Annotated in this window: 16 protein-coding genes; 8 read left to right on the forward strand and 8 right to left on the reverse strand. The window is 41.3% G+C overall.

Annotated elements, in window-relative coordinates; all coding sequences use genetic code 11:
• Positions 1–5 precede the first annotated feature (5 nt).
• On the reverse strand, positions 6–1,151 hold the full coding sequence (locus tag AAEY87_RS03605; RefSeq protein WP_350655986.1) for an ABC transporter substrate-binding protein: 1,146 nt from the start codon (positions 1,149–1,151) through the stop codon (positions 6–8).
• 290 nt (positions 1,152–1,441) lie between these two features.
• Here AAEY87_RS03605 and AAEY87_RS03610 point away from each other — a divergent pair, with 290 nt between their 5' ends.
• Together AAEY87_RS03610 and AAEY87_RS03615 are read left to right on the forward strand one after the other, a co-directional pair.
• Positions 1,442–2,239, forward strand: a complete 798-nt coding sequence (locus tag AAEY87_RS03610) for a 3-oxoacyl-ACP reductase (protein ID WP_068037923.1) — start codon at positions 1,442–1,444, stop codon at positions 2,237–2,239.
• A 117-nt stretch (positions 2,240–2,356) separates the two neighbouring features.
• Entirely contained in the window at positions 2,357–2,620 is a 264-nt protein-coding gene (locus AAEY87_RS03615) for a hypothetical protein (protein ID WP_068037918.1), read from the forward strand.
• A gap of 164 nt (positions 2,621–2,784) precedes the next feature.
• Here AAEY87_RS03615 and AAEY87_RS03620 read toward each other — a convergent pair whose 3' ends face one another.
• Positions 2,785–3,615: a Cof-type HAD-IIB family hydrolase gene (locus AAEY87_RS03620; protein WP_350655987.1), complete on the reverse strand. Its 831-nt coding sequence runs from the start codon at positions 3,613–3,615 to the stop codon at positions 2,785–2,787.
• Between the two features lie 394 nt (positions 3,616–4,009).
• Between AAEY87_RS03620 and AAEY87_RS03625 the strand changes: the two genes are divergently transcribed.
• On the forward strand, positions 4,010–4,639 hold the full coding sequence (locus tag AAEY87_RS03625) for a hemerythrin domain-containing protein (protein WP_350655988.1): 630 nt from the start codon (positions 4,010–4,012) through the stop codon (positions 4,637–4,639).
• 241 nt (positions 4,640–4,880) lie between these two features.
• Here the strand turns inward: AAEY87_RS03625 and AAEY87_RS03630 are convergent, their stop codons facing one another.
• Together AAEY87_RS03630 and parC are read right to left on the reverse strand one after the other, a co-directional pair.
• A complete protein-coding gene (locus tag AAEY87_RS03630) occupies positions 4,881–5,795 on the reverse strand; it encodes an LAPAL motif-containing putative phage structural protein (protein WP_350655989.1) in 915 nt (304 codons plus the stop codon).
• 135 nt (positions 5,796–5,930) lie between these two features.
• On the reverse strand, positions 5,931–8,228 hold the full coding sequence (gene parC / locus AAEY87_RS03635; RefSeq protein WP_350655990.1) for a DNA topoisomerase IV subunit A: 2,298 nt from the start codon (positions 8,226–8,228) through the stop codon (positions 5,931–5,933).
• Between the two features lie 590 nt (positions 8,229–8,818).
• On the opposite strand from parC, the gene AAEY87_RS03640 reads away from it, so the two are divergent.
• From AAEY87_RS03640 to AAEY87_RS03660, 5 genes are all read left to right on the forward strand, one after another.
• The gene (locus tag AAEY87_RS03640) at positions 8,819–10,549 is read left to right on the forward strand and encodes an AMP-binding protein (RefSeq protein ID WP_350655991.1); all 1,731 of its coding nucleotides are present in this window, start codon (positions 8,819–8,821) and stop codon (positions 10,547–10,549) included.
• 924 nt (positions 10,550–11,473) lie between these two features.
• A complete protein-coding gene (locus tag AAEY87_RS03645) occupies positions 11,474–13,198 on the forward strand; it encodes an AMP-binding protein (RefSeq protein WP_068039474.1) in 1,725 nt (574 codons plus the stop codon).
• 339 nt (positions 13,199–13,537) lie between these two features.
• Positions 13,538–14,254 carry a ribonuclease PH gene (gene rph / locus AAEY87_RS03650; protein WP_021815435.1) on the forward strand — a complete coding sequence of 239 codons (717 nt, stop codon included), beginning with the start codon at positions 13,538–13,540 and terminating at the stop codon, positions 14,252–14,254.
• A 96-nt stretch (positions 14,255–14,350) separates the two neighbouring features.
• Complete coding sequence (locus tag AAEY87_RS03655) at positions 14,351–14,842, forward strand: hypothetical protein (RefSeq protein ID WP_068037903.1); 492 nt, start codon at positions 14,351–14,353, stop codon at positions 14,840–14,842.
• A gap of 275 nt (positions 14,843–15,117) precedes the next feature.
• Positions 15,118–16,023, forward strand: a complete 906-nt coding sequence (locus AAEY87_RS03660; RefSeq protein ID WP_350655993.1) for a hypothetical protein — start codon at positions 15,118–15,120, stop codon at positions 16,021–16,023.
• 216 nt (positions 16,024–16,239) lie between these two features.
• Here AAEY87_RS03660 and hemJ read toward each other — a convergent pair whose 3' ends face one another.
• From hemJ to aciT, 4 genes are all read right to left on the reverse strand, one after another.
• On the reverse strand, positions 16,240–16,674 hold the full coding sequence (gene hemJ, locus AAEY87_RS03665) for a protoporphyrinogen oxidase HemJ (protein WP_068037901.1): 435 nt from the start codon (positions 16,672–16,674) through the stop codon (positions 16,240–16,242).
• A 104-nt stretch (positions 16,675–16,778) separates the two neighbouring features.
• Positions 16,779–17,951: a biotin synthase BioB gene (gene bioB / locus AAEY87_RS03670; protein WP_350655994.1), complete on the reverse strand. Its 1,173-nt coding sequence runs from the start codon at positions 17,949–17,951 to the stop codon at positions 16,779–16,781.
• Positions 17,952–18,155: 204 nt separating this feature from the next.
• Complete coding sequence (locus AAEY87_RS03675) at positions 18,156–18,662, reverse strand: SCP2 sterol-binding domain-containing protein (RefSeq protein WP_068037896.1); 507 nt, start codon at positions 18,660–18,662, stop codon at positions 18,156–18,158.
• A 368-nt stretch (positions 18,663–19,030) separates the two neighbouring features.
• Positions 19,031–19,417 carry an AciT family ciprofloxacin tolerance protein gene (gene aciT / locus AAEY87_RS03680; protein WP_068039467.1) on the reverse strand — a complete coding sequence of 129 codons (387 nt, stop codon included), beginning with the start codon at positions 19,415–19,417 and terminating at the stop codon, positions 19,031–19,033.
• Positions 19,418–19,602: the final 185 nt, after the last annotated feature.

The raw sequence follows: 19,602 nt of genomic DNA on the forward strand, positions 1-19,602 counted from the left end.
TTCTATTAACGGCCAGTTTTTAGCATATCCCAATACTGCTGATAAACCTGTAGCGCATCATCACCCACATCTTCTTGGAATTCTGCTTTTGCTAGCACTTCTTTACTTGGGTAAATCGTTGGGTTGTTTCTCACTTCATCCGACATAAGCTCGCGTGCCGCCATATTTGGCGACGCATAACCAATCTCTTCACTAACGATTTTAGCGTTTTCAGGACGTAGCAAATAATCAATGAATTTATGCGCAGCGTCTACTTGCTTGGCGTTTTTTGGGATGACGAAGTTGTCCATCCATAATATCGCGCCCTCAGATGGGTATTTATAAACCAAGCTGGTCAGACCTTCATCGTTGGCCATGACGGCTTCACCATTCCATGTCATACCGAGTGCAGTTTCGCCTTCGATATAGGGCATGCGCGTCGCATCTGAATTAAAGGTTTTGACGTTAGGCATTAAGGTGGTGAGCTTATCATAAGCAGCTTTAATCTCATCAGGATTGCGACTGTTGCCTGAGTAGCCAAGTGTCAGTAACGCCATGCCAAACACTTCACGCACATCGTTGGTCAGCATCACCTGACCTTTATAGTTAGGACTCCATAGATCATTCCAGCTATTGACGGTCGCAGGGTCAACAGTATCACCATTAATAGCAAGACCAGTGCTGCCCCACATATAAGGGATAGAGTATTTGTTCTCAGGATCGACCTTAGTGTTGGTAAATGAAGTATCAAGATTCTTAAAATTGCTCAGTTTTGATTTATCTAGCTCTTGCAATAATCCCTCTTTAGCCATTTTTTCAACATAATAGGTTGATGGAATAGCAAGATCATATTGGCTAGAGTCGTCAAGCAGTTTAAGCTTGGCATACATCGCTTCATTAGAATCAAAGGTCGTGTAGTTGACCGAGATTCCTGTCTCTTCCTCAAAGCCATCAAGAATCTCTTGCGGCATATACTCTGACCAGTTATACAAATTAAGGGTTTCGTTACTGGTAGCCGTACCATCAGTCGCAGCATTGTCAGAGTTGCTACAGCTAGTAAGTACCAAGCCGACAGCTGCGGCCAACAATGCTTTGGGTATGACACGACCGACTCGACTGCCAGCGCGAGTAGGAACTTTTGAGGATAGGCGTGACGATGATAAATGAGACAAGATAGCTCTCCTAAGTAGACAAAAAAGTAAAAACCGATGCATGTTAGATAATTGACCGCTATTTATTAGCAGTAATTATATCGTTATGGTCATTCGAAGCCATAATTTAAAGGGTAGCAGCTCGAATCTGCTAGGCTTTGATTAGAAAATCGTAGATTTTGCTAAGCGCTATGATAATTAATAATCATGATATGATTGGCACCTTTGGAATGTTTAATATTTTCTAAAATTTAAATAAAAATCTCTATAAAACTATATGTTTCGATAAAACTATATAAAGGATAAATACTATGAACCAGACCAATACGGTTATTCCTACACTGCTCACTAACAAAGTCGCAATCGTCACTGGTGCCAGTCGTGGCCTTGGTGCACAGATATCTCAGCAAATGGCAGCAGCAGGCGCGCTCGTTTGCGTCAATTATCTTAATAGTAAAGAAGCTGCCGAAAAAGTAGTTGCAGATATCTTAGAGACCGGGGGACAAGCATTTACTTATCAAGCTGATGTCACTGAACTTGAGCAAGTAAAAGCGATGGCGGATGAGGTCATTGCTCGTTATGGTCGCATTGATGTATTGGTCAATAATGCCTTGCCAAGTTACCAGTTTAATCCCAGTGCTGATTACACCAGTATTGAAACTGTCAAATGGGCGCATTTTTCTCAGCAAATAGATGGCATCGTCAAGGGCGCAGTTAATACAGTGCAAGCGGTATTACCACAAATGAAAGCGCAGCAGATGGGCAAGATTATCAATATCTCAACCAACCTCGTTTACAATCCGGTAGTCACTTATTACGACTATACGACTGCTAAATCGGCCTTGATTGGGCTGACGCGTAACTTGGCTGCGGAGCTAGGACAGTATGGTATTCGAGTTAATCTGCTGGCAGGTGGACTGCTAAAAACTACTGACGCGAGCAGCTTAACGACTGAAGAGGTATTTGATTATATCGCTACTACCACACCGTTGCGTCAAGCGACCTCAGTGGCTGACTTTGCCAATTCAGTGCTGCTAATGGCGTCTGATTTGAGTGCGGCTATCACAGGACAATCGATCGCTGTTGATGGTGGCTTGACAATGCCTTGATGACGCTTCGACAGTGCCTTGACGTTTTAATACAGCGCCTTGTTACTGTAAAGACTATAAAAATTAGAAGATTAACTAGTGAATAAGTAATTCGATCGAATTTAGAAGAGAAAAGAGATGAATAACCGCAAACGTGCTGGGATTATTACTGCTGTACTTGGGTTAGTGGCATTTATGGCCATGTTCAATGCTGGCTCACCAACTCCTATGGTGAATTGGCCAGTGGAGACTTATATGGGTTTGGCATTTACGATTGGCTGGTTGAGTAGTGTGCCCAATTGGTTGGCTTACGTGTTGGCAGCGGTGGTACTTATTCTTATGATCGTAGGATTCTATAAAATTGGTAGCTGGGTTTATGGTTTGGTAGCAGGTAAGCGTTAAATGCCTTTTTGCAGCTATATTCTACGAGCTAAGCGCTTATTTACGTCTGTTATTTGAAATTCAGCAATTATTCGCAAAACAAAAACCCTTGTCAGCTACTGACAAGGGTTCTTGTTGGCTATAAAGAAAAGAATTTTTAACGGTTTCGCTTAACTCTATTCTAATTATGACGCTATCTTAAATTGCTCAAGTACCTTTTGAATACCATACTCTTCAATAGTCCCAGTGACAAAGTCCGCACGCGCTATAAGGGCAGGTTGAGAGTCGCCCATGGCTACCGCGTAACCAACCAAATCAAACATCTCCAAATCATTCATACCATCGCCAAACGCCATGCATTCGTTCACATCCATAGCATAATGCTCGCATAAATCTCTAATACCTCGTGCTTTGGATGCTTCTACTGGCAAGATATCTGCGCCAATTTGATGCCAATGCACCAGTTTTAACTCGTACTGGGCAAAGTTGACGTCTTGCATTTTGTCTTCTTGATTGTTAAAGAATACCGAGCACTGATAGACAGGGTTTAATTTGTAATAGTCAGGATCAACGATAGAGTTCGGTGTTCTGGCATTGTATTCACGCAGACGCTCGTTTTCGTTTGACCATGCGATATGGGTCGCAGAGTCAAATTTATGAATGATTTCACTCGTTTGGCATAGCTGGACGATTTTGTCATTTTGCTCAGCGGATAAAGGGTAATGACTAATAAGACCGTCTTTATTAAAGCTATATTGTCCATTCATACAGATAATGGCGTCCAATATATTGTCGTCCAATAATGCCAAAATATCATCTGGAATAATGGCTTTAGAACGCCCTGTCGCAATCACTAGCTTGATGTCAGTTTTAGCCAGTTGCTCGAGGGTCGCCTTATTATGTTCAGCAATAATACCGTTACGGCTTAGCGTATCATCGATGTCAAAAAATATAATTTTAGGGGTGTCTACTCTGTTATGCATATTAGCATTCACAGCTTTATCTACAATAAACATGATTATCCTTTGTGTTTTAAACACTACTATGAATGGTGACCAAATATCGCTCGGCACTGCTTCCGTGATGGTGTTTGTTATTATGGGTTTAATTTTACAGTGGAAGTAGTATAGCAGTACGTGGCTTCTGACTGAATTATGTAACACATTGATTAGATTGTTATTTATAGTGGCTATATATGCATATTCAAGACATGCATACTCAAGTACGCAGTTGATTTTTAAATTTTAGACTATATTTATATTCTACATATTTATTTGAATGATTTTAGTAATTCTAAATAATAAGTAATTTGTTTTTAGATTTCACTTTTTTCTATAAATAGCCTTCCTGATAATAAGAAAGCTAATTAAGCAAACGTAACTGGTAAAGGCAATTAACAAGGGCAAGGCAATGGATAACTCACCTCAAAGCATTACTATTAAGAATGTTGCTGTCAAAGATGATGCTATCAAAACCGTTGCAGATGAGGATTTGTTTACTCTGTCACCGCGTCATCCCGATAGTCGGCTTGAGATGGACTGGTTGTTCTTATTTAACAAGCTACCACCAGATCAATGGTTTATCACAGATTATGCTTACAAAACATCAGGCTGGCTAAAAGTACATACTAACATACGCAAGCGTCAGCGTATCTTGACACAGATTAGTAAAGGTTATCAATCTGGAGAGTATGACTGGTCAGAGTATCGCTCGCAGATACTGAAGCGTATCAATATGCATGTGCTCAAACTGCATCAACATCATGGGGTAGAGGACGAGGGGTTTTTCCCTGAGTTTATTAGGATGTATCCGCAGCTACAGGCAGGGTTTGAGATATTGGGTCGCGACCATGTGCGCTTGGATGCGCTACTCGATAAGTTGCAAGTGCAAAATGATACGCTGGCGAGAAGTGAGGTTGAGGATAAAGCGCTGGCGGAGCAATTGCATCAGACTTTGGTGGATGCGACTGATTTACTCTCGCAGCATCTGACCGATGAGGAAGACTTGGTGATTCCTATTTTGGTGTTAAGGCAGGGTTAGGGACGCACTCTGCTTTACTCTCAGTTTTTTTAAACCAATACTTATATATCAAGTATTAATCCTAATAAGACTTCTATCACTGTTAAAATTAACATCCTTTGGGTCAATGGCTAAAATCTTTTGCTCAATTTCGTGTTCTGAAAGATGGTTTAATACTGCATGGTTGAGAACTTGAGATTTTAATTGCTCAATAATATCAGATAAGTTAACCCAATCTTCACTAACCCATCCTACGCGTTGCTTATAGATCTAAATTTATTTGTTGAGAACCTTTTATATGATCTAATACTTCTAAGATTTTATAAGATGTCTTGAGTTTAGCATTCTCCATATACTGCTCTTTCTCAAGCCTTACCTGAAGTATGTCACCTTCCGAAAAAGAAACATCTCTTTTATATACCTTATCAACAAATAAGGGATCTATTATATTAGCTTTTATAGTTTCGTCACCTCTAGTAAAAGACCATTTATTGTTCAAATCAAATGTTATAGCCTTTATCTGTAAAAAAGTAGTTTCTTCATTTAGTAATAAAGACTCGGAAAGACGAGGAGGTAAGAATCTTCCTATTTCTTCTTGATCTATGTGAACTATAGATAGAGAATCTTTAATTATATCAAATGTTTTGATTCCTTCTTTCTCGAGAGGTCTAACTGTTTTATATAAGCTTTCTCTTACTTCAAAATTGTTGTAAATGTTGTAAATATGTTGATTAACGATAACAGTTTCACTTTTAAAATGTAATTGTACTTTATCGTCATCAATTCTCGTAATTTTCTCAGGTTTTTCATTTCCAAACTTTTTAACTAGAGAATAGAGCATGCATAAACTACCAATACCACCACTTATGATTGTCGTCAGGTTAGCACCAGCCGCACCATATTTTCCTGATAAAAAGTCAACGACTTGTGTAGATAAATTCGATACAGCTTGCATTACTAGTTCGACTTCAATCGAACCTTCTCTTGCATTGCCTTTAATTTTTAGACTAGTCTTATATTCTCCCTGTGTACTAGATTTAACTAACTCTTCAAGAATTTTTTGCATTCCCAATAAAGCTGGAGCTAATAAAGCTACGTCCATCTCATGATCACGAATGGCTTCACCATCGTATTTGACTGTGAAATTTACACTAGGCATATCATCATCACTCGTCACTATTACGACTCCAATTAATATGATTTTAAATCTGATATATATGATTATATACAAATATCGATTAATATTCCTTAATCTAATAAAGCATTAAATAAATTTAAATTAATTAACAATTGAATGGTTCTATTATTCAAACTAACCAACCTCAACACTCGTCACATTCTGAAAGCCTCTTGGCAACTGCCCACCACGATTACCACGACTGCCCGTATAATTGGCTAAATCATTGGGTTTTAGCGTCACATGACGTTTACCAGCGGTAATGATTAGGCTGTCTTGCTGACTGAGTGGCGTGATGGCAAGCACTTCTTCACCGTCTTTTAATTTAATCAGCTTATTACCTTTACCACGAGCCTGTTCAGGCAAATCATCAAGAGCAAATATCAATAGATATCCCGCATTGGTCACCACGGCAATGTGATCAGGTGTGGCTTTTACCATTTCACTATCATCGCCACTAGCTTCTGCATTAGCATCGATACGCGCAATAGGGAGTAAACGGCTACCAGCTGCTAGATTGATGATATTTTTGCCCGCTTTTTGATTGCTATCGAGATTGCCAATGGTGTTGATAAAGCCATAACCTGCTGAGCTGGCGAGGATGATACGTTGATCGTCAGCACCGGTTAATAACTGCTCAAAGCTAGCGCCTGCTGGCGGTTTGAGTACGCTGGTTAGCGGATCGCCTTGACCACGGGCGGATGCGAGGCTATGCGCATCGATACTATAACTGCGTCCAGTGCTATCGAGCACGTAGATTCTCTCATTGGATTTAGCGCGCACGTGCGCTTGATAGCTATCACCTGAGCGATAGCTCATGCCAGCAGCATCGACGTCATGCCCTTTAGCGGCGCGAATCCAGCCTGCTTTCGATAGGATAGCAGTGACAGGCTCGCTTGGTACGAGGTCAGACTCTTTTAATGCTTGCGCTTCTTCGCGTTCCGCCAATTGTGATACGCGCTCGTTGCCGTGTTCTTTCATATCGGCAGTGAGCTCATCGATCATTAAATTGGTCAGACTGTCTGGATTGTCCAAGTACTCTTGAATGATGGCGCGTTCGGCTGCCAGCTCATCTTGCTCGCGGCGCAGCTCAATCTCTTCTAGTTTAGCGAGCTGACGCAAACGAATGTCCAAGATAGCATTGGCTTGTATCTCAGTCAGGTCATAGTCTTGCATCAATGATAATTTTGGATCGTCTTCTTCACGAATAATACGAATGACTTCATCGATATTCAGATAAGCAATCAGCAAACCTGCAAGGATATGCAAGCGCTTATCGATTTTATCGAGGCGATATTGCAAACGGCGCGTGACCACTGAGCGGCGACAGACGAGCCATTCTTCAAGGATTTCTTTGAGGTTTTTGACTTGTGGCTTACCATTTAAGCCAATCATATTCATATTGACGCGGTAATTGCTTTCAAGATCGGTACTGGCAAACAAATGACTCATGACTCGCTGCACGTCGACGCGGGTAGATTTTAGCTCTAAGACGATACGGCAAGCGTTTTCATGATCTGACTCATCATGAATATCAGTAATCCACGGTAGTTTCTTATCAGTCATCAGCTTAGCGATCTGCTCTTGAATTTTATTACCGGATACTTGATAAGGAAGAGCATCGATGATGACGAGATTTTTCTCTTTTGGGTCGACATGATAGGTGGCGCGCATTTTATAGCTGCCACGACCGCTCTCATACATCGCCTGCAAATCTTTTTTACTGGTGATGATTTCAGCGGGCGTTGGCAAATCAGGCGCTGGTATCGATTGGGTTAATTGTTTAACTGATAGCTCAGGATTTTTTAGCAAACGAATAGCCGCACGTACCACTTCATTAAGGTTATGTGGCGGGATATCGGTTGCCATACCAACCGCAATACCGGTCGTACCATTCAATAAAATATTGGGCAGGCGAGCAGGTAGAGTGGTTGGCTCTTGCATGGTGCCATCGAAGTTATCTTGCCAATCGACAGTGCCTTGGCCTAACTCTGCAAGCAAAGTATTGGCATAAGCAGACATTTTGGCTTCGGTATAGCGCATCGCAGCAAACGATTTTGGATCATCTGGGCTACCCCAGTTACCTTGACCCGTGATGAGCGGATAGCGATAGCTGAACGGCTGTGCCATCAGTACCATGGCCTCATAACAAGCACTATCACCATGCGGATGGTATTTACCCAGCACGTCACCGACCGTACGCGCGGATTTTTTCGCCTTCGCAGTCGATTTTAGTCCCAGCTCGCTCATGGCATAAACGATACGGCGTTGTACGGGCTTTAGACCGTCAGCGATATTGGGTAGCGCCCGATCCATAATGACGTACATAGCGTAATTGAGATAGGCTTGTTCAGTGAACTCCGCGACTGAGCGGGTATCCATTGGTTCACTTGGGATAATGGGCGTAATCGTATTATCAATAACATCGGACATAGAATAGGTTTCGCTTCTGAGTTTTTAATTAGTATGATGTATATAGTGCTGCATATTATGTGCCGCGCTCCATTTAAGGTGCGGAATTAACTTAAAGATAAGATAGCGCTATCGTAAAGGATATTGCGTCAATAAAAAAGGTGTAAGCTAGAATAGACGACAGGTCATGACGTGCTGATATGTACCGATACAGCAGCAAATACTATATATGATTCTGCCATTAATAGGCTGATAGTAAGTTCGTTTAAAAAAGCCGTGTGAATATAGATTTGATGACTGCTTGTAGTTAATACCGATTAGCCGATGTCAATAGTAATTATCAATAAATAGAATAAGGCGTGATTCTATACAGAAAGAAACAAGCAACAATAGCAGTTAATAGATGCCTATCTAATGCTGAGGAATAATACGAAAAAATGCTAGTGTTTATCACCTATATAATTGATTATAAAGTAAATGTTAGGCGTCAAGTAACTTTGCGAACTCAAGTGCCAATCTTTTATATTGAGTAGTGTGTACAAAGTGTGTATGTTAAAGAACAAAGGGGTATTTACCACTGATTGCACAAATTCATTAGGAGAAATAAGATTATGGATAATCAAGTCAATTTAACCCGTCGTAATGATAAGGTCTGGCTGAAAACCTATGAGGCGCTTGGGCTAACTTACGATATTGACATGCCAGCCGAAGATACCTCACTGATCGATATTTTTGAGCAGAGCTTCGTTAAACATGGTGACAAAACGGCATTCGTCTGCATGGGCTCCTCAATTACTTTTAAAGAAGTAGACTTATATAGCCGTCAAGTTGCTGCTTATTTGCAGTCACTTGGACTGGTAAAAGGCGACAAAGTCGCGGTCATGATGCCTAATATTTTGCAGCTACCGGTTACAGTCATTGGCGTACTGCGTGCAGGTCTAACCTTAGTCAATGTCAATCCACTATATACTACCAAAGAGCTTGAACACCAGCTGACTGACTCTGATGCTAAAGCACTTATCTTGGTCGAAAACTTTGCCAAGACCTATCAAGATATCGGTCGCAAAGCCGTAGAGCATGTCGTCATCACAGGTATGGGCGATTTGATGGGCACGCTAAAAGGCTTTATGGTCAATACAGTCGTCCGTCACGTCAAAAAACTGGTCCCAGAATACAAGATTGCAAACAGCGTTGAATTCAAAAACATGCTTAAGCAAAGTCCGGCAAGTAAATACCAACGCCCAAGCAATATCAGCCTTAGTGATGTGGCAGTCTTACAGTATACCGGTGGTACCACTGGGGTTGCCAAAGGTGCGATGCTGACTCACAAAAATCTCGTTGCTAACCTTATTCAGTCTGATACCTTTTTGGGTAGTGCTTTTGATGAGTTTGATAAGAGTAACGAGCAGCCTGTCATTCTGACGGCTTTACCGCTATATCATATTTTCTCCTTTACTGTCTGCGGTATGTTTGGTATTTATCGCGGTTGTATCGGCCTCCTAGTACCCAACCCGCGTGACCTTGATAGCTTATTAAAAGCTTATAAGAATAATCCACCAGCGTTTTTCCCAGCAGTAAACACTTTATTCAATGCGCTTGCTAATAATGAAGAGTTTAAGGCGATGGATCATAGTAAGCTGCGCATGTCGATGGGTGGCGGTATGGCAGTCCTTAGCTCAACGGCAGAAAAATGGCGTCAGGTAACAGGCAATATCATCGTCCAAGGTTACGGTTTGTCTGAGACTTCACCAGTCGCAACAGCTAACCCCTTTAATAGTGCTACGTTCAGTGGCAACATTGGCGTACCAATGCCAGATACTGACGTTGCTATCTTAGATGAAGCCGGTAACGAGCTTGAGCTAGGTGAGCGCGGTGAGATTAGTGTCCGTGGTCCGCAAGTAATGAAAGGCTACTGGAATCGCGATGATGCTACTCGTGAAGTCATGACCGATGATGGGTTTTTCCGTACGGGCGATATTGGGATTATGGATGAAGAAGGCTATGTCACTATCGTTGATCGTAAAAAGAATATGATTTTGGTCTCAGGCTTTAACGTTTATCCCAATGAAGTCGAAGAAGTGATGGCTGGTCATCCAAAGATTTTAGAGTGCGGAGTCATCGGTGTTGAAGATGAGAAGAGTGGCGAGGTTCCAAAAATATTCGTTGTACGTCAAGATAACAGTCTTACTGAAGAGGATGTTCTTGCCTACGCTAAAGAGCATTTGACTGGCTATAAACGCCCACGTCATGTTGAATTTATCGATGAGCTACCAAAATCGAACGTTGGTAAAATTTTGCATAAAGACTTACGTAAGCTTGAAGAAAAAAACCACGCTTCTTAATACTAAAGTCTTGAATGGTGCTTAAATGTTTGGCTTTATGATAATGGCTTTTAGCTAGAGCATATAAGTTAAAGCATTTGCGTTAAAGAGTATGGATTAAAAGCTTATATTAGTGCAGTACTATTTATGCCAATAATGATGAGGCCGTTTAAGTACGGTCTTATCATTTTTTATGGTCAATTTTCAGCGAGGTTTGATTATATAGTCAGTCCAATATGAAAAAGATACAGTGGGACTGGGATGAATTTTTTGCAGCCTCTGTCAGCGTAGGCACAGCAAGCCAGAAAAATTTATACCAGTTTCGCGTTATTGAATAACGTATCCATTTTATTTAGTATCGACTATAGTAGACCTCTTGCAAAAGTACCAGTTCATTGACTTTCACTGACGAAGTTACAAGGGCTAGCGATGACTTATGCAAGAGGTCTACTATAAATATGAATTAGGGTGATGAGAGGCATTCTATTAAGAGGGTACAGCGTTCTATCTACATGCAATTATGGAGACTTTTTAGCAAAACTGTTATAGTACGGACGTAGGCAACAGGGCAGACATTAGTTATTATTATCACCTATTAGAGTAACTAAGTAGATTCATATAAAGTTATTTATAAGCAATATGTAGGCTCGTAGATACTAATAACTATTTAGGTTACCTATCTCTAACATCCGATTTTTCATGTTTAACAATGAGAAATTTTCAGTGATTTATATTTATTATCTGCATTCTAATGACTTTATGTTCACAAATAATTATTCATAAATCCAGTATTCGTATCATCATTATATTATTCTACGTCTTTAATTGTAGTACTTAGGAAAAGTTATGACTGACAATGCCAACAACAGCGGTACTAATAAAAACACGCCAGACCAAGCGCCTGCTAACAGTGGTGAAAACCATGCGCATAAAGACGCACAAATAATGTCGGATATGACTGTGTTTCCTACCATGCCTACTATCCCAAGTGATAGACCATGGCTTGACGCTTATGAGCGTTATGGTATCGATGCGACTATTGATATGCCCGATGATGAGACCTCTTTGCTGGAAGTATTTGAGCGCAATTTTCGTCGTTACGGGCAAAAAACTGCTTATATCTGTATGGGCTCGTCAATTACCTTTAAGCAATTAGATTTATATAGTCGTCAAATCGCCAGCTATCTACAATCATTAGGATTGGTTAAAGGTGACAAAGTTGGGGTAATGATGCCCAATATTTTGCAGTATCCTATCGTCATGCTCGGTATCATCCGCGCAGGTATGGTATTAGTCAACGTCAATCCGCTCTATACCAGCCGTGAGCTATCACATCAGCTGCATGACAGCGGAGCAAAAGCATTATTTATCGTCGAAAACTTTGCTAAAACTTATCAAGACGCTGAAGATAAAGGCCAAGTTGAGCATGTGATTGTCTGTAAGATTGGTGACATGCTGGGCTCAGTCAAAGGGGTAGTGGTCAATCTAGTCGCACGCCATATCAAAAAGATGATTCCATCTTATAATTTGCCAAATAGCACTAGCTTTAAGCAGGCGTTAGGCGCGGTATCTGCAAGTAAATACCAGCGTCCAGATTTGTCGCTAAGTGATGTGGCTTTATTACAATATACTGGTGGTACGACTGGTGTGGCCAAGGGCGCTATGCTGTCTCACGGTAACCTAGTGGCCAACATGCTACAGATTAGCGTACTAATTAACAGCGCTTTTGAAGACGATATCAATAGTGACGATGTGATTTTGACGGCTTTACCGTTATATCATGTGTTCTCGTTTATGGTCTGCGGTATGTATGGTATGTATCAAGGCTTTGCAGGCTTATTGATTCCAAATCCACGTGATTTAGATGGTCTCATTAAAGAGATGGATAAATATAAGCCATCATTTATTCCTGCAGTGAATACCTTGTTTAATGGCTTGGTACAAAAAGATAGCTTTGCTAAATTGGATTTCTCAAACCTCAAAGCGGCTATCGGCGGCGGTATGTCAGTATTGCCAAGCGTGGCCAAAGAATGGCATAAAATCACCGGTCTGCCTATTGTAGAGGGTTATGGTCTGTCTGAAACTTCTCCAGTGGTTGCCTTTAACCCAATGACCATTGCAGAATTTACTGGCAAAATTGGTATTCCAGCATCAAGTACTGATATCGTATTAATTGACGACGAAGAAAACGAAGTTGCTATCGGTGAGCGCGGTGAGATCTGTGTTAAAGGTCCGCAAGTAATGATTGGCTACCAAAATCGTCCTGATGAGACCGCCAAGACCTTTACCGCAACCGGTTACCTAAAAACGGGTGACATCGGCATCATGGACGAAAAAGGCTTCATTAAAATTGTTGACCGTAAAAAAGACATGATTATCGTCTCTGGCTTTAACGTCTATCCGAATGAAATTGAAGAAGCCATGAGTGAGCATCCAGCAATCGTAGAGTGCGGTGCGATTGGTATACCGAATGATGAGCGCGGTGAAGATCCTAAGTTGTTTGTGGTCAAAAAAGGCGATGTTACGGAAAAAGAGCTGCTCGACTTCGGTAAAAAACAACTGACTGGTTATAAACGTCCACGCCATATCCAGTTCGTCGATGAGCTACCAAAATCAAACGTGGGTAAAATATTGCGTAAAGAGTTACGTAAGATGGAAGGGTTAGAATAAGGCGCTTGCTATTTGACATGCTGACCTGCATTGAAAATATAGAACAAGTCTAAGTATCGTTAAGTTGCCTTATTTGAGCTTTATTTTGCTCTACTCTGATTATGTTTTTTATCAAAATCACCACGTAATAACAATGACTTATATTGCTATTGCGTGGCTGTCACGTTAGGATATCTCAGATTTTAAGTCTGCTACCGTTCATAATATTCAATTATTAACAGCTTTTTAATTGGCGACTAATTAAAAACCACCGCTTAACAAGTCACTGGCAGACGGTTACTTTTATTTTATATCACTATTTTATATCACTGCTTTTATAACATCGTCCTAGGAAATTTTATGCGTATTGATAACCGTGAGCTCGACCAACTTCGTTCGATTAGCTTTGAGCGCCACTATACCAAGCATGCCGAAGGGTCAGTGTTGGTCAGCTTTGGCGATACCAAAGTATTGTGTACAGCGAGTGTTGAGTCAGGTGTTCCACGCTGGTTAAAAGGCAAAGGCAAAGGCTGGATTACCGCTGAATACGGTATGCTACCTCGCGCGACCAATACCCGTAATCAGCGTGAAGCGGCACGTGGTAAGCAGTCTGGTCGTACCCAAGAGATTCAGCGCCTCATCGGTCGTAGCCTACGTGCCATGATTGATCTTAGTAAGCTTGGTGAAAATACCATTTATCTTGATTGTGATGTCTTGCAAGCGGATGGTGGCACGCGTACCGCTAGTGTGACTGGTGCTGCTATTGCTTTGATCGATGCGCTTGAGAGTATCCAAAAGACCAAAAAACTAAAAGCTGATCCATTGATTGGTTTGGTTGCTGCGGTCTCTGTCGGCATGAAAGATGGCGAAGCTTATCTAGATCTAAACTATGAAGAAGATGCCAGCTGTGATACTGATCTGAACGTAGTAATGACGCAAAAAGGCGAGTTCATTGAGCTTCAGGGTACCGCTGAAGAAAAGCCATTTACCCGCGCTCAAGCTGATGACATGCTAATCCTTGCTGAAAAGGGTATTGCTGAGCTTATTAAGATGCAACAAACTGCGCTTGGCTGGTAGTTTTACGAAAGAATCCACTGACATCGAAGAGCTGCTCAACGAACAGCTTTTTGATTTACTTGCCGCTCAATAGGTCGCAACCAAAGGTACGAATGCATGCTAAAGCTCACTGATGACGGTGCCAAGATTACCTTACAGGGCCAGCCTCCAGCAGGTGACAATGGTCTGTTTTGGTTTGGATCAGCGTTGTTAATTGGTGCCGTAGCAGTGGCGTTGGCAATGAGCCTATTGCCAGAGCGCCTAGCGATTGGGGCGCTTGCCCTGCTGATTGTAGGTAGTTTTATCTTTAATCGAAAACGGCAACAGCGCAAAAAAGCCATGAGCGGTAACATTAACAGTGGTGTCTTATGGGTACGCGTAGGCGAGCTGGTACATGACAATAACGGTCGCCGCGAGCATATCAATCTGAGCGATGGCGATAAAGTCACTCTCTTTGGTGAGCAGCTCCAGATTATTAATGCAGATAACGTGCGCAAGTACCATATTAGTGGTTTTGACACTGTCCAAGAAGCGCAGGCAACTAAAGCTATATTAGAAGGCCAAGTGCTCAATAAGCGCCATGTTAATATTAAAATGAATAGCGACTAAATTTTTTAGAATGTAAGTTTTTAGAACGAAATTATTTATATAACGATTTTTAGACTACAATCTTTAAACGATAAAGCCATCTTTAAACAGATGGCTTTTTCTTTGTTTATTTTTACTCACTATTTTTAACCTACCTTTCGTCTTTATTTTTATACCTTCTGTCATCTGAAAATCATGAATAAAGCTTGCAGCATCCTGCCTAAATAGTTTATAACTAGAAACTAGTAATTTCACAGTTATCGCAAATTTTGTTGCTGTCTTGAAAGGAGCTGGTTATGCCGCCATCGTCGGTTATTACCTCAGATAAAGTACGATTATATAAAGCGCCACTACATAAGGCGTTATCCACCCCATCCAATTTTATAAAAAACACTTCTACAAAGCCTGTTTCTATAAATTTTATTTCCATAAAAAATGCATCCATCACAGCATTATTAATATTTTTGAGTAGTGCAAGTTATGTGCATGCTGATAGTATGAGTGCCCTTATCGCACAAAAAACAGCTCAACCTGAGCTGGCAGTACCTGGCGCCAAAATCAATACACGCTCGACTATCCAGCGTACCCGTATTAACTATTCAACGATTAACAACACTAATAACAATAGCTTTAACACTCAGCCCACGTCGAATGCGTATGGTTATAGTCAGCAGCCTCAAACTGCGCCTGTATCGAAGGCATCTTATCGCTATCCTGAAGTGCAGCGACAAGCGCCCGCCGTCTTGCCTGCATTTTTATCGGGCAGTTATGATAACGTCGATAGTGAGTATCTACCATTACTTAGTAACGCTGAAAATCAAAGTAGTATGGCCGCACGCGAGGTGATAAGTACAGCACGCAAGATGGCACTCAACGAGCGTGCAATCATTCAAGGCGGCTGCTGGGACTATCTAAACGAGGTGTTTAAGCGGGCAGGAGTAACGCGTGATACGGTACATAAAGGTGCTTATAGACAAGGCCCTTATGCCAATAGTAATGAGATTGAGGTTGGTGACTGGCTATATTATATCAACCATGGCTACAATGGTGTCGAGCATAGCGGCCTGTTTGTCGGCTGGGTCGATGAAGCTGCTAAACAAGCCCTTATACTGAGCTATGCTGGTGAAAACCGCCGCGAGCCAGCGCGTTATCGAGTTTATGATTTGAGTAATGTATACCAAATCATGCGTCCAACTGTTTAGGTAGGGCAAGTTAGGTAGTGCAAAGTATTTAGGTAGTGCAAAGTATTTAGGTAGTGGATTTAATTTTTTTCATCACTACTTCTCATTCATTCTTTGCAAGAAAAGCTATCGTGCAAACAGCCATAAAAAAGCGTCCGTGACTTATGAAAGTGACGGACGCTTTTTATTGTTAAAGTATGAATTGCTGTCAATTTAACTAAGTTTTCTAAATAAGTTTTAGAAGGGCTTAACGACCACTAAAATGACGATAATGACTAGGGCAAAGACTGGTACTTCATTAAACCAGCGCCAAAATTTATGGGTTTTATAGTGTGGATTATCAATTAGTTTTCTCCGATAAAATCCACATGCGCCATGATAGGCTGAGAGCAAAATGACTAGAAAAATCTTAACATGTAGCCAGCCTTGGGTTTTATATACTTCCCAGCCAAGTCCTACCATCCATAGACCTAAAATCCACGTTGCTATCATTGACGGAGTCATGATACCGCGATATAGCTTGCGCTCCATCACAATGAAGCGCTCTTGACTAATAAGATCGTCACTCATCGCATGATAGACAAAAAGCCGCGGTAGATAAAAGATCGCCGCAAACCAGCAAACCACCGCAATAATATGTGCCGCTTTAATCCAGTTAAAATAATCTGCCATAGTTTTCTCTTGTTGTCTCGTCTCTTAATACTTATATGCGTAATATATAAACGTCGGCAAGCTTAGCGCAGATTAATTGATAATGGTAGCAGCACATCGTTAAGCTATTCTGCCAACACTACTTGCGATTGATGACCGCTCATAGCATCTATAACTGGCAGTTGCTTGGGTGCTCTTGGTGCCGCGAATTGCGCAGTCAAGCCCAGCTCGCGCATTAGCCTATTATCATTAGATTGGCTGGCATTACCTGTCGTCAGAAGCTTATCACCATAAAAGAATGAATTGGCACCTGCCATAAACGCCAAAGCCTGCTCGGCATCGGATAGGCTTTCGCGTCCAGCAGATAGGCGCACATAACTGCTTGGACAGCAAATACGCGTTACTGCAATCGTACGAATCCATTCCAGCACAGATAGCTCACCATCTGCCAATACTTTATCGCCGATTGGTGTACCAGCAATAGGGACGAGCAGGTTAACGGGAATAGACTCGGGTGCTTTGGGCATTTTAAGCAATTCATGTACCCAGTCGATACGGTCGTCACGGCTTTCACCCATACCTACGATATTGCCACTACAAACATTAATCCCTGAGTCGCGTACGTTCGTTATTGTATCAAGACGCTCGTCATAGCTACGCGTGCTGACTACTTGCTCATAGTAGCGACGCGAGGTATCTAGATTATGATTATAGTAATCAAGCCCTGCATCGGCCAATTGTGCTGCCTGATCAGGGTTTAGCATACCAAGCGTCATACAAGTCTCAAGACCCAAACTCTTAACTTCTTTAACCAACTCGACCACATAAGGCATGTCTTTGGCGCTCGGATGTTTCCATGCTGCACCCATACAGAACCGCGATGAGCCGCTGGCTTTTGCGCGTTTGGCTGCGGCGATAACTTTATCAACTTCTAAGCGTTTTTCTGCCTGCAATTTGGTTTTGTCACGGTGATGACCTGATTGCGAGCAGTAACCACAGTCTTCAGGACAGTTTCCTGTCTTAATCGATAGCAAAGTACTAATCTGTACTTCATTGGCAGTGAAGTTTTGACGATGAATCGTTTGCGCTTGTAATAATAAGTCCATTAACGGTAAGTCGAATAACTGCGCAATCTGCTCACGGCTGTGTTTGATCGGTGAGGGTTTGATTTCTGTTGCTAAGCTATCCGTAGAAAAAAAACTGGTGGTAGAGTCTGAGCCAATATCAGTGTTACTACTAGCTTGGAAGTTATCATCAGCTTGTGGGTTAGGTTCTTTGATTGAAAGCAGTCCTGCCATGAGTTAAATCCTTTTAGGGTAATATGAAAAAAATCAGATAAACTAAAATAATTATTGACTAATAAAACAATAAAAAAGGTTACGGTAACCGTAGTATACCGCAACCTTTTTATAAAATCAGAGCACTGTTAAAAATGCTGTCAGATAGTGTTTGTAATGATATTTGCAAACTCTATCTCTCTAGGCATATAACGCTACCGAGCATTATTTACCAATTTTATGCTTAGCGACACCAATCCAGTGATGAGCGAACTTTTGCGCTTTATATGCATAAGGTTTCGCTTTTTGAATGTATGGTTTGCACTCTTCTGGCATAGTAGGCACGATATGCTTAGCAAGCTTGTTGAACCACATCATTAAGCTGTAATCGCCTTCTATACTTAGGTTGCCTTCTTGAACAGCAGTCATAAAGGCAGGAAGATCACCTTTAGATAAAAGCTTAACACCAGTCATTGAATCTTTAAAGTTGATAGTCAGATCTGGCTTATCAGCGTGACCACTACGTTGACTAAACTTCCCATTATCAAAGCTAAAATGACGTGCGATGTTAGACTCAACACTGGCAAGCTCGATAGTAACTTTACGATCAGCGAACAGTTTTTTGATATCTTCATTATCGCTATCAGCAAGCATGGATAAGCGATAGCCAACCACAGCTAGCAATACGTCTAATGGATCAGATTTGATATCTAACACAGGAATAGTAAACATAGTCAGGCTCCTAAAAATGAGTATAAGAATAAGTGTGTAAAATGTAGGTGTTGAATAAACGCCACTTTATATTAATTTTCACGACAATCATATACGTAAATTATAAACGACCATCTACCTTTAATACTTTAGTAGTTGCGTAGGAGCTATTAGACATCATGTAACAACACCTTGAACCAACTACATTCTTGTTACAGCTGCAGATTTGCAAATGTAACTTCATAATGGACAATATGCTACTAATTCAGATGCTGTAGTGAATATTGTCACATTGCCATCAAACATTCCTATCAAACATAAGCGTCAAAAAATGCGCCAATATTAGGCGCAGTTAGTAACAGTAAATGATATTTAATAAAACATTGCTTCTAGAAGCGCGGCTGATAGTGATCATCATAGATAGGAGTATGTTCAACGTAGCGTGCAGCAGCCAGCTCGCGCTCTTGCTGTACTGTCCGGCTAACATCATCATAACGTAGCGCTCGATATAAAACCCAACCTGCTAGCGGCAACCAGCTGACACCCAAGGCCACTACGTAACTATGCCAATCAGATAATCCAAAACCATTCATTAAAGCAGTATGTAATACTTCAACGCTCAGCCAATATACCATACCACCAAGCACATACCAAAGCAGCCAGCGCTGCGAGGATAAGGCTATGGCAATAATAAAGCTTGCCAGTAAGCCGTAGCCCAGTAACGCGCTACCGCCCCACATCTCTACACCAGCAACAGAAAATATAGTCAAAAACATCATTCATCTCGCTATTCATAAGGTGAATTTCAATAAGACTATTATGCTAGTTAAGCATGAAAAGCTGAAGGGGGGAGAGGCGACTTTGCGACAACGGTTGTCGTCTAGTTTATAGTGGTTATTTTATTAAAAAGGATAGTAATCAATAAAAATAAGCGCCTCAATACTGGGCGCTTATAGTAAAT

Origin of the sequence: Psychrobacter sp. S1-30-MNA-CIBAN-0213 (genome assembly GCF_040309845.1) — a bacterium.
Classification (GTDB): domain Bacteria; phylum Pseudomonadota; class Gammaproteobacteria; order Pseudomonadales; family Moraxellaceae; genus Psychrobacter.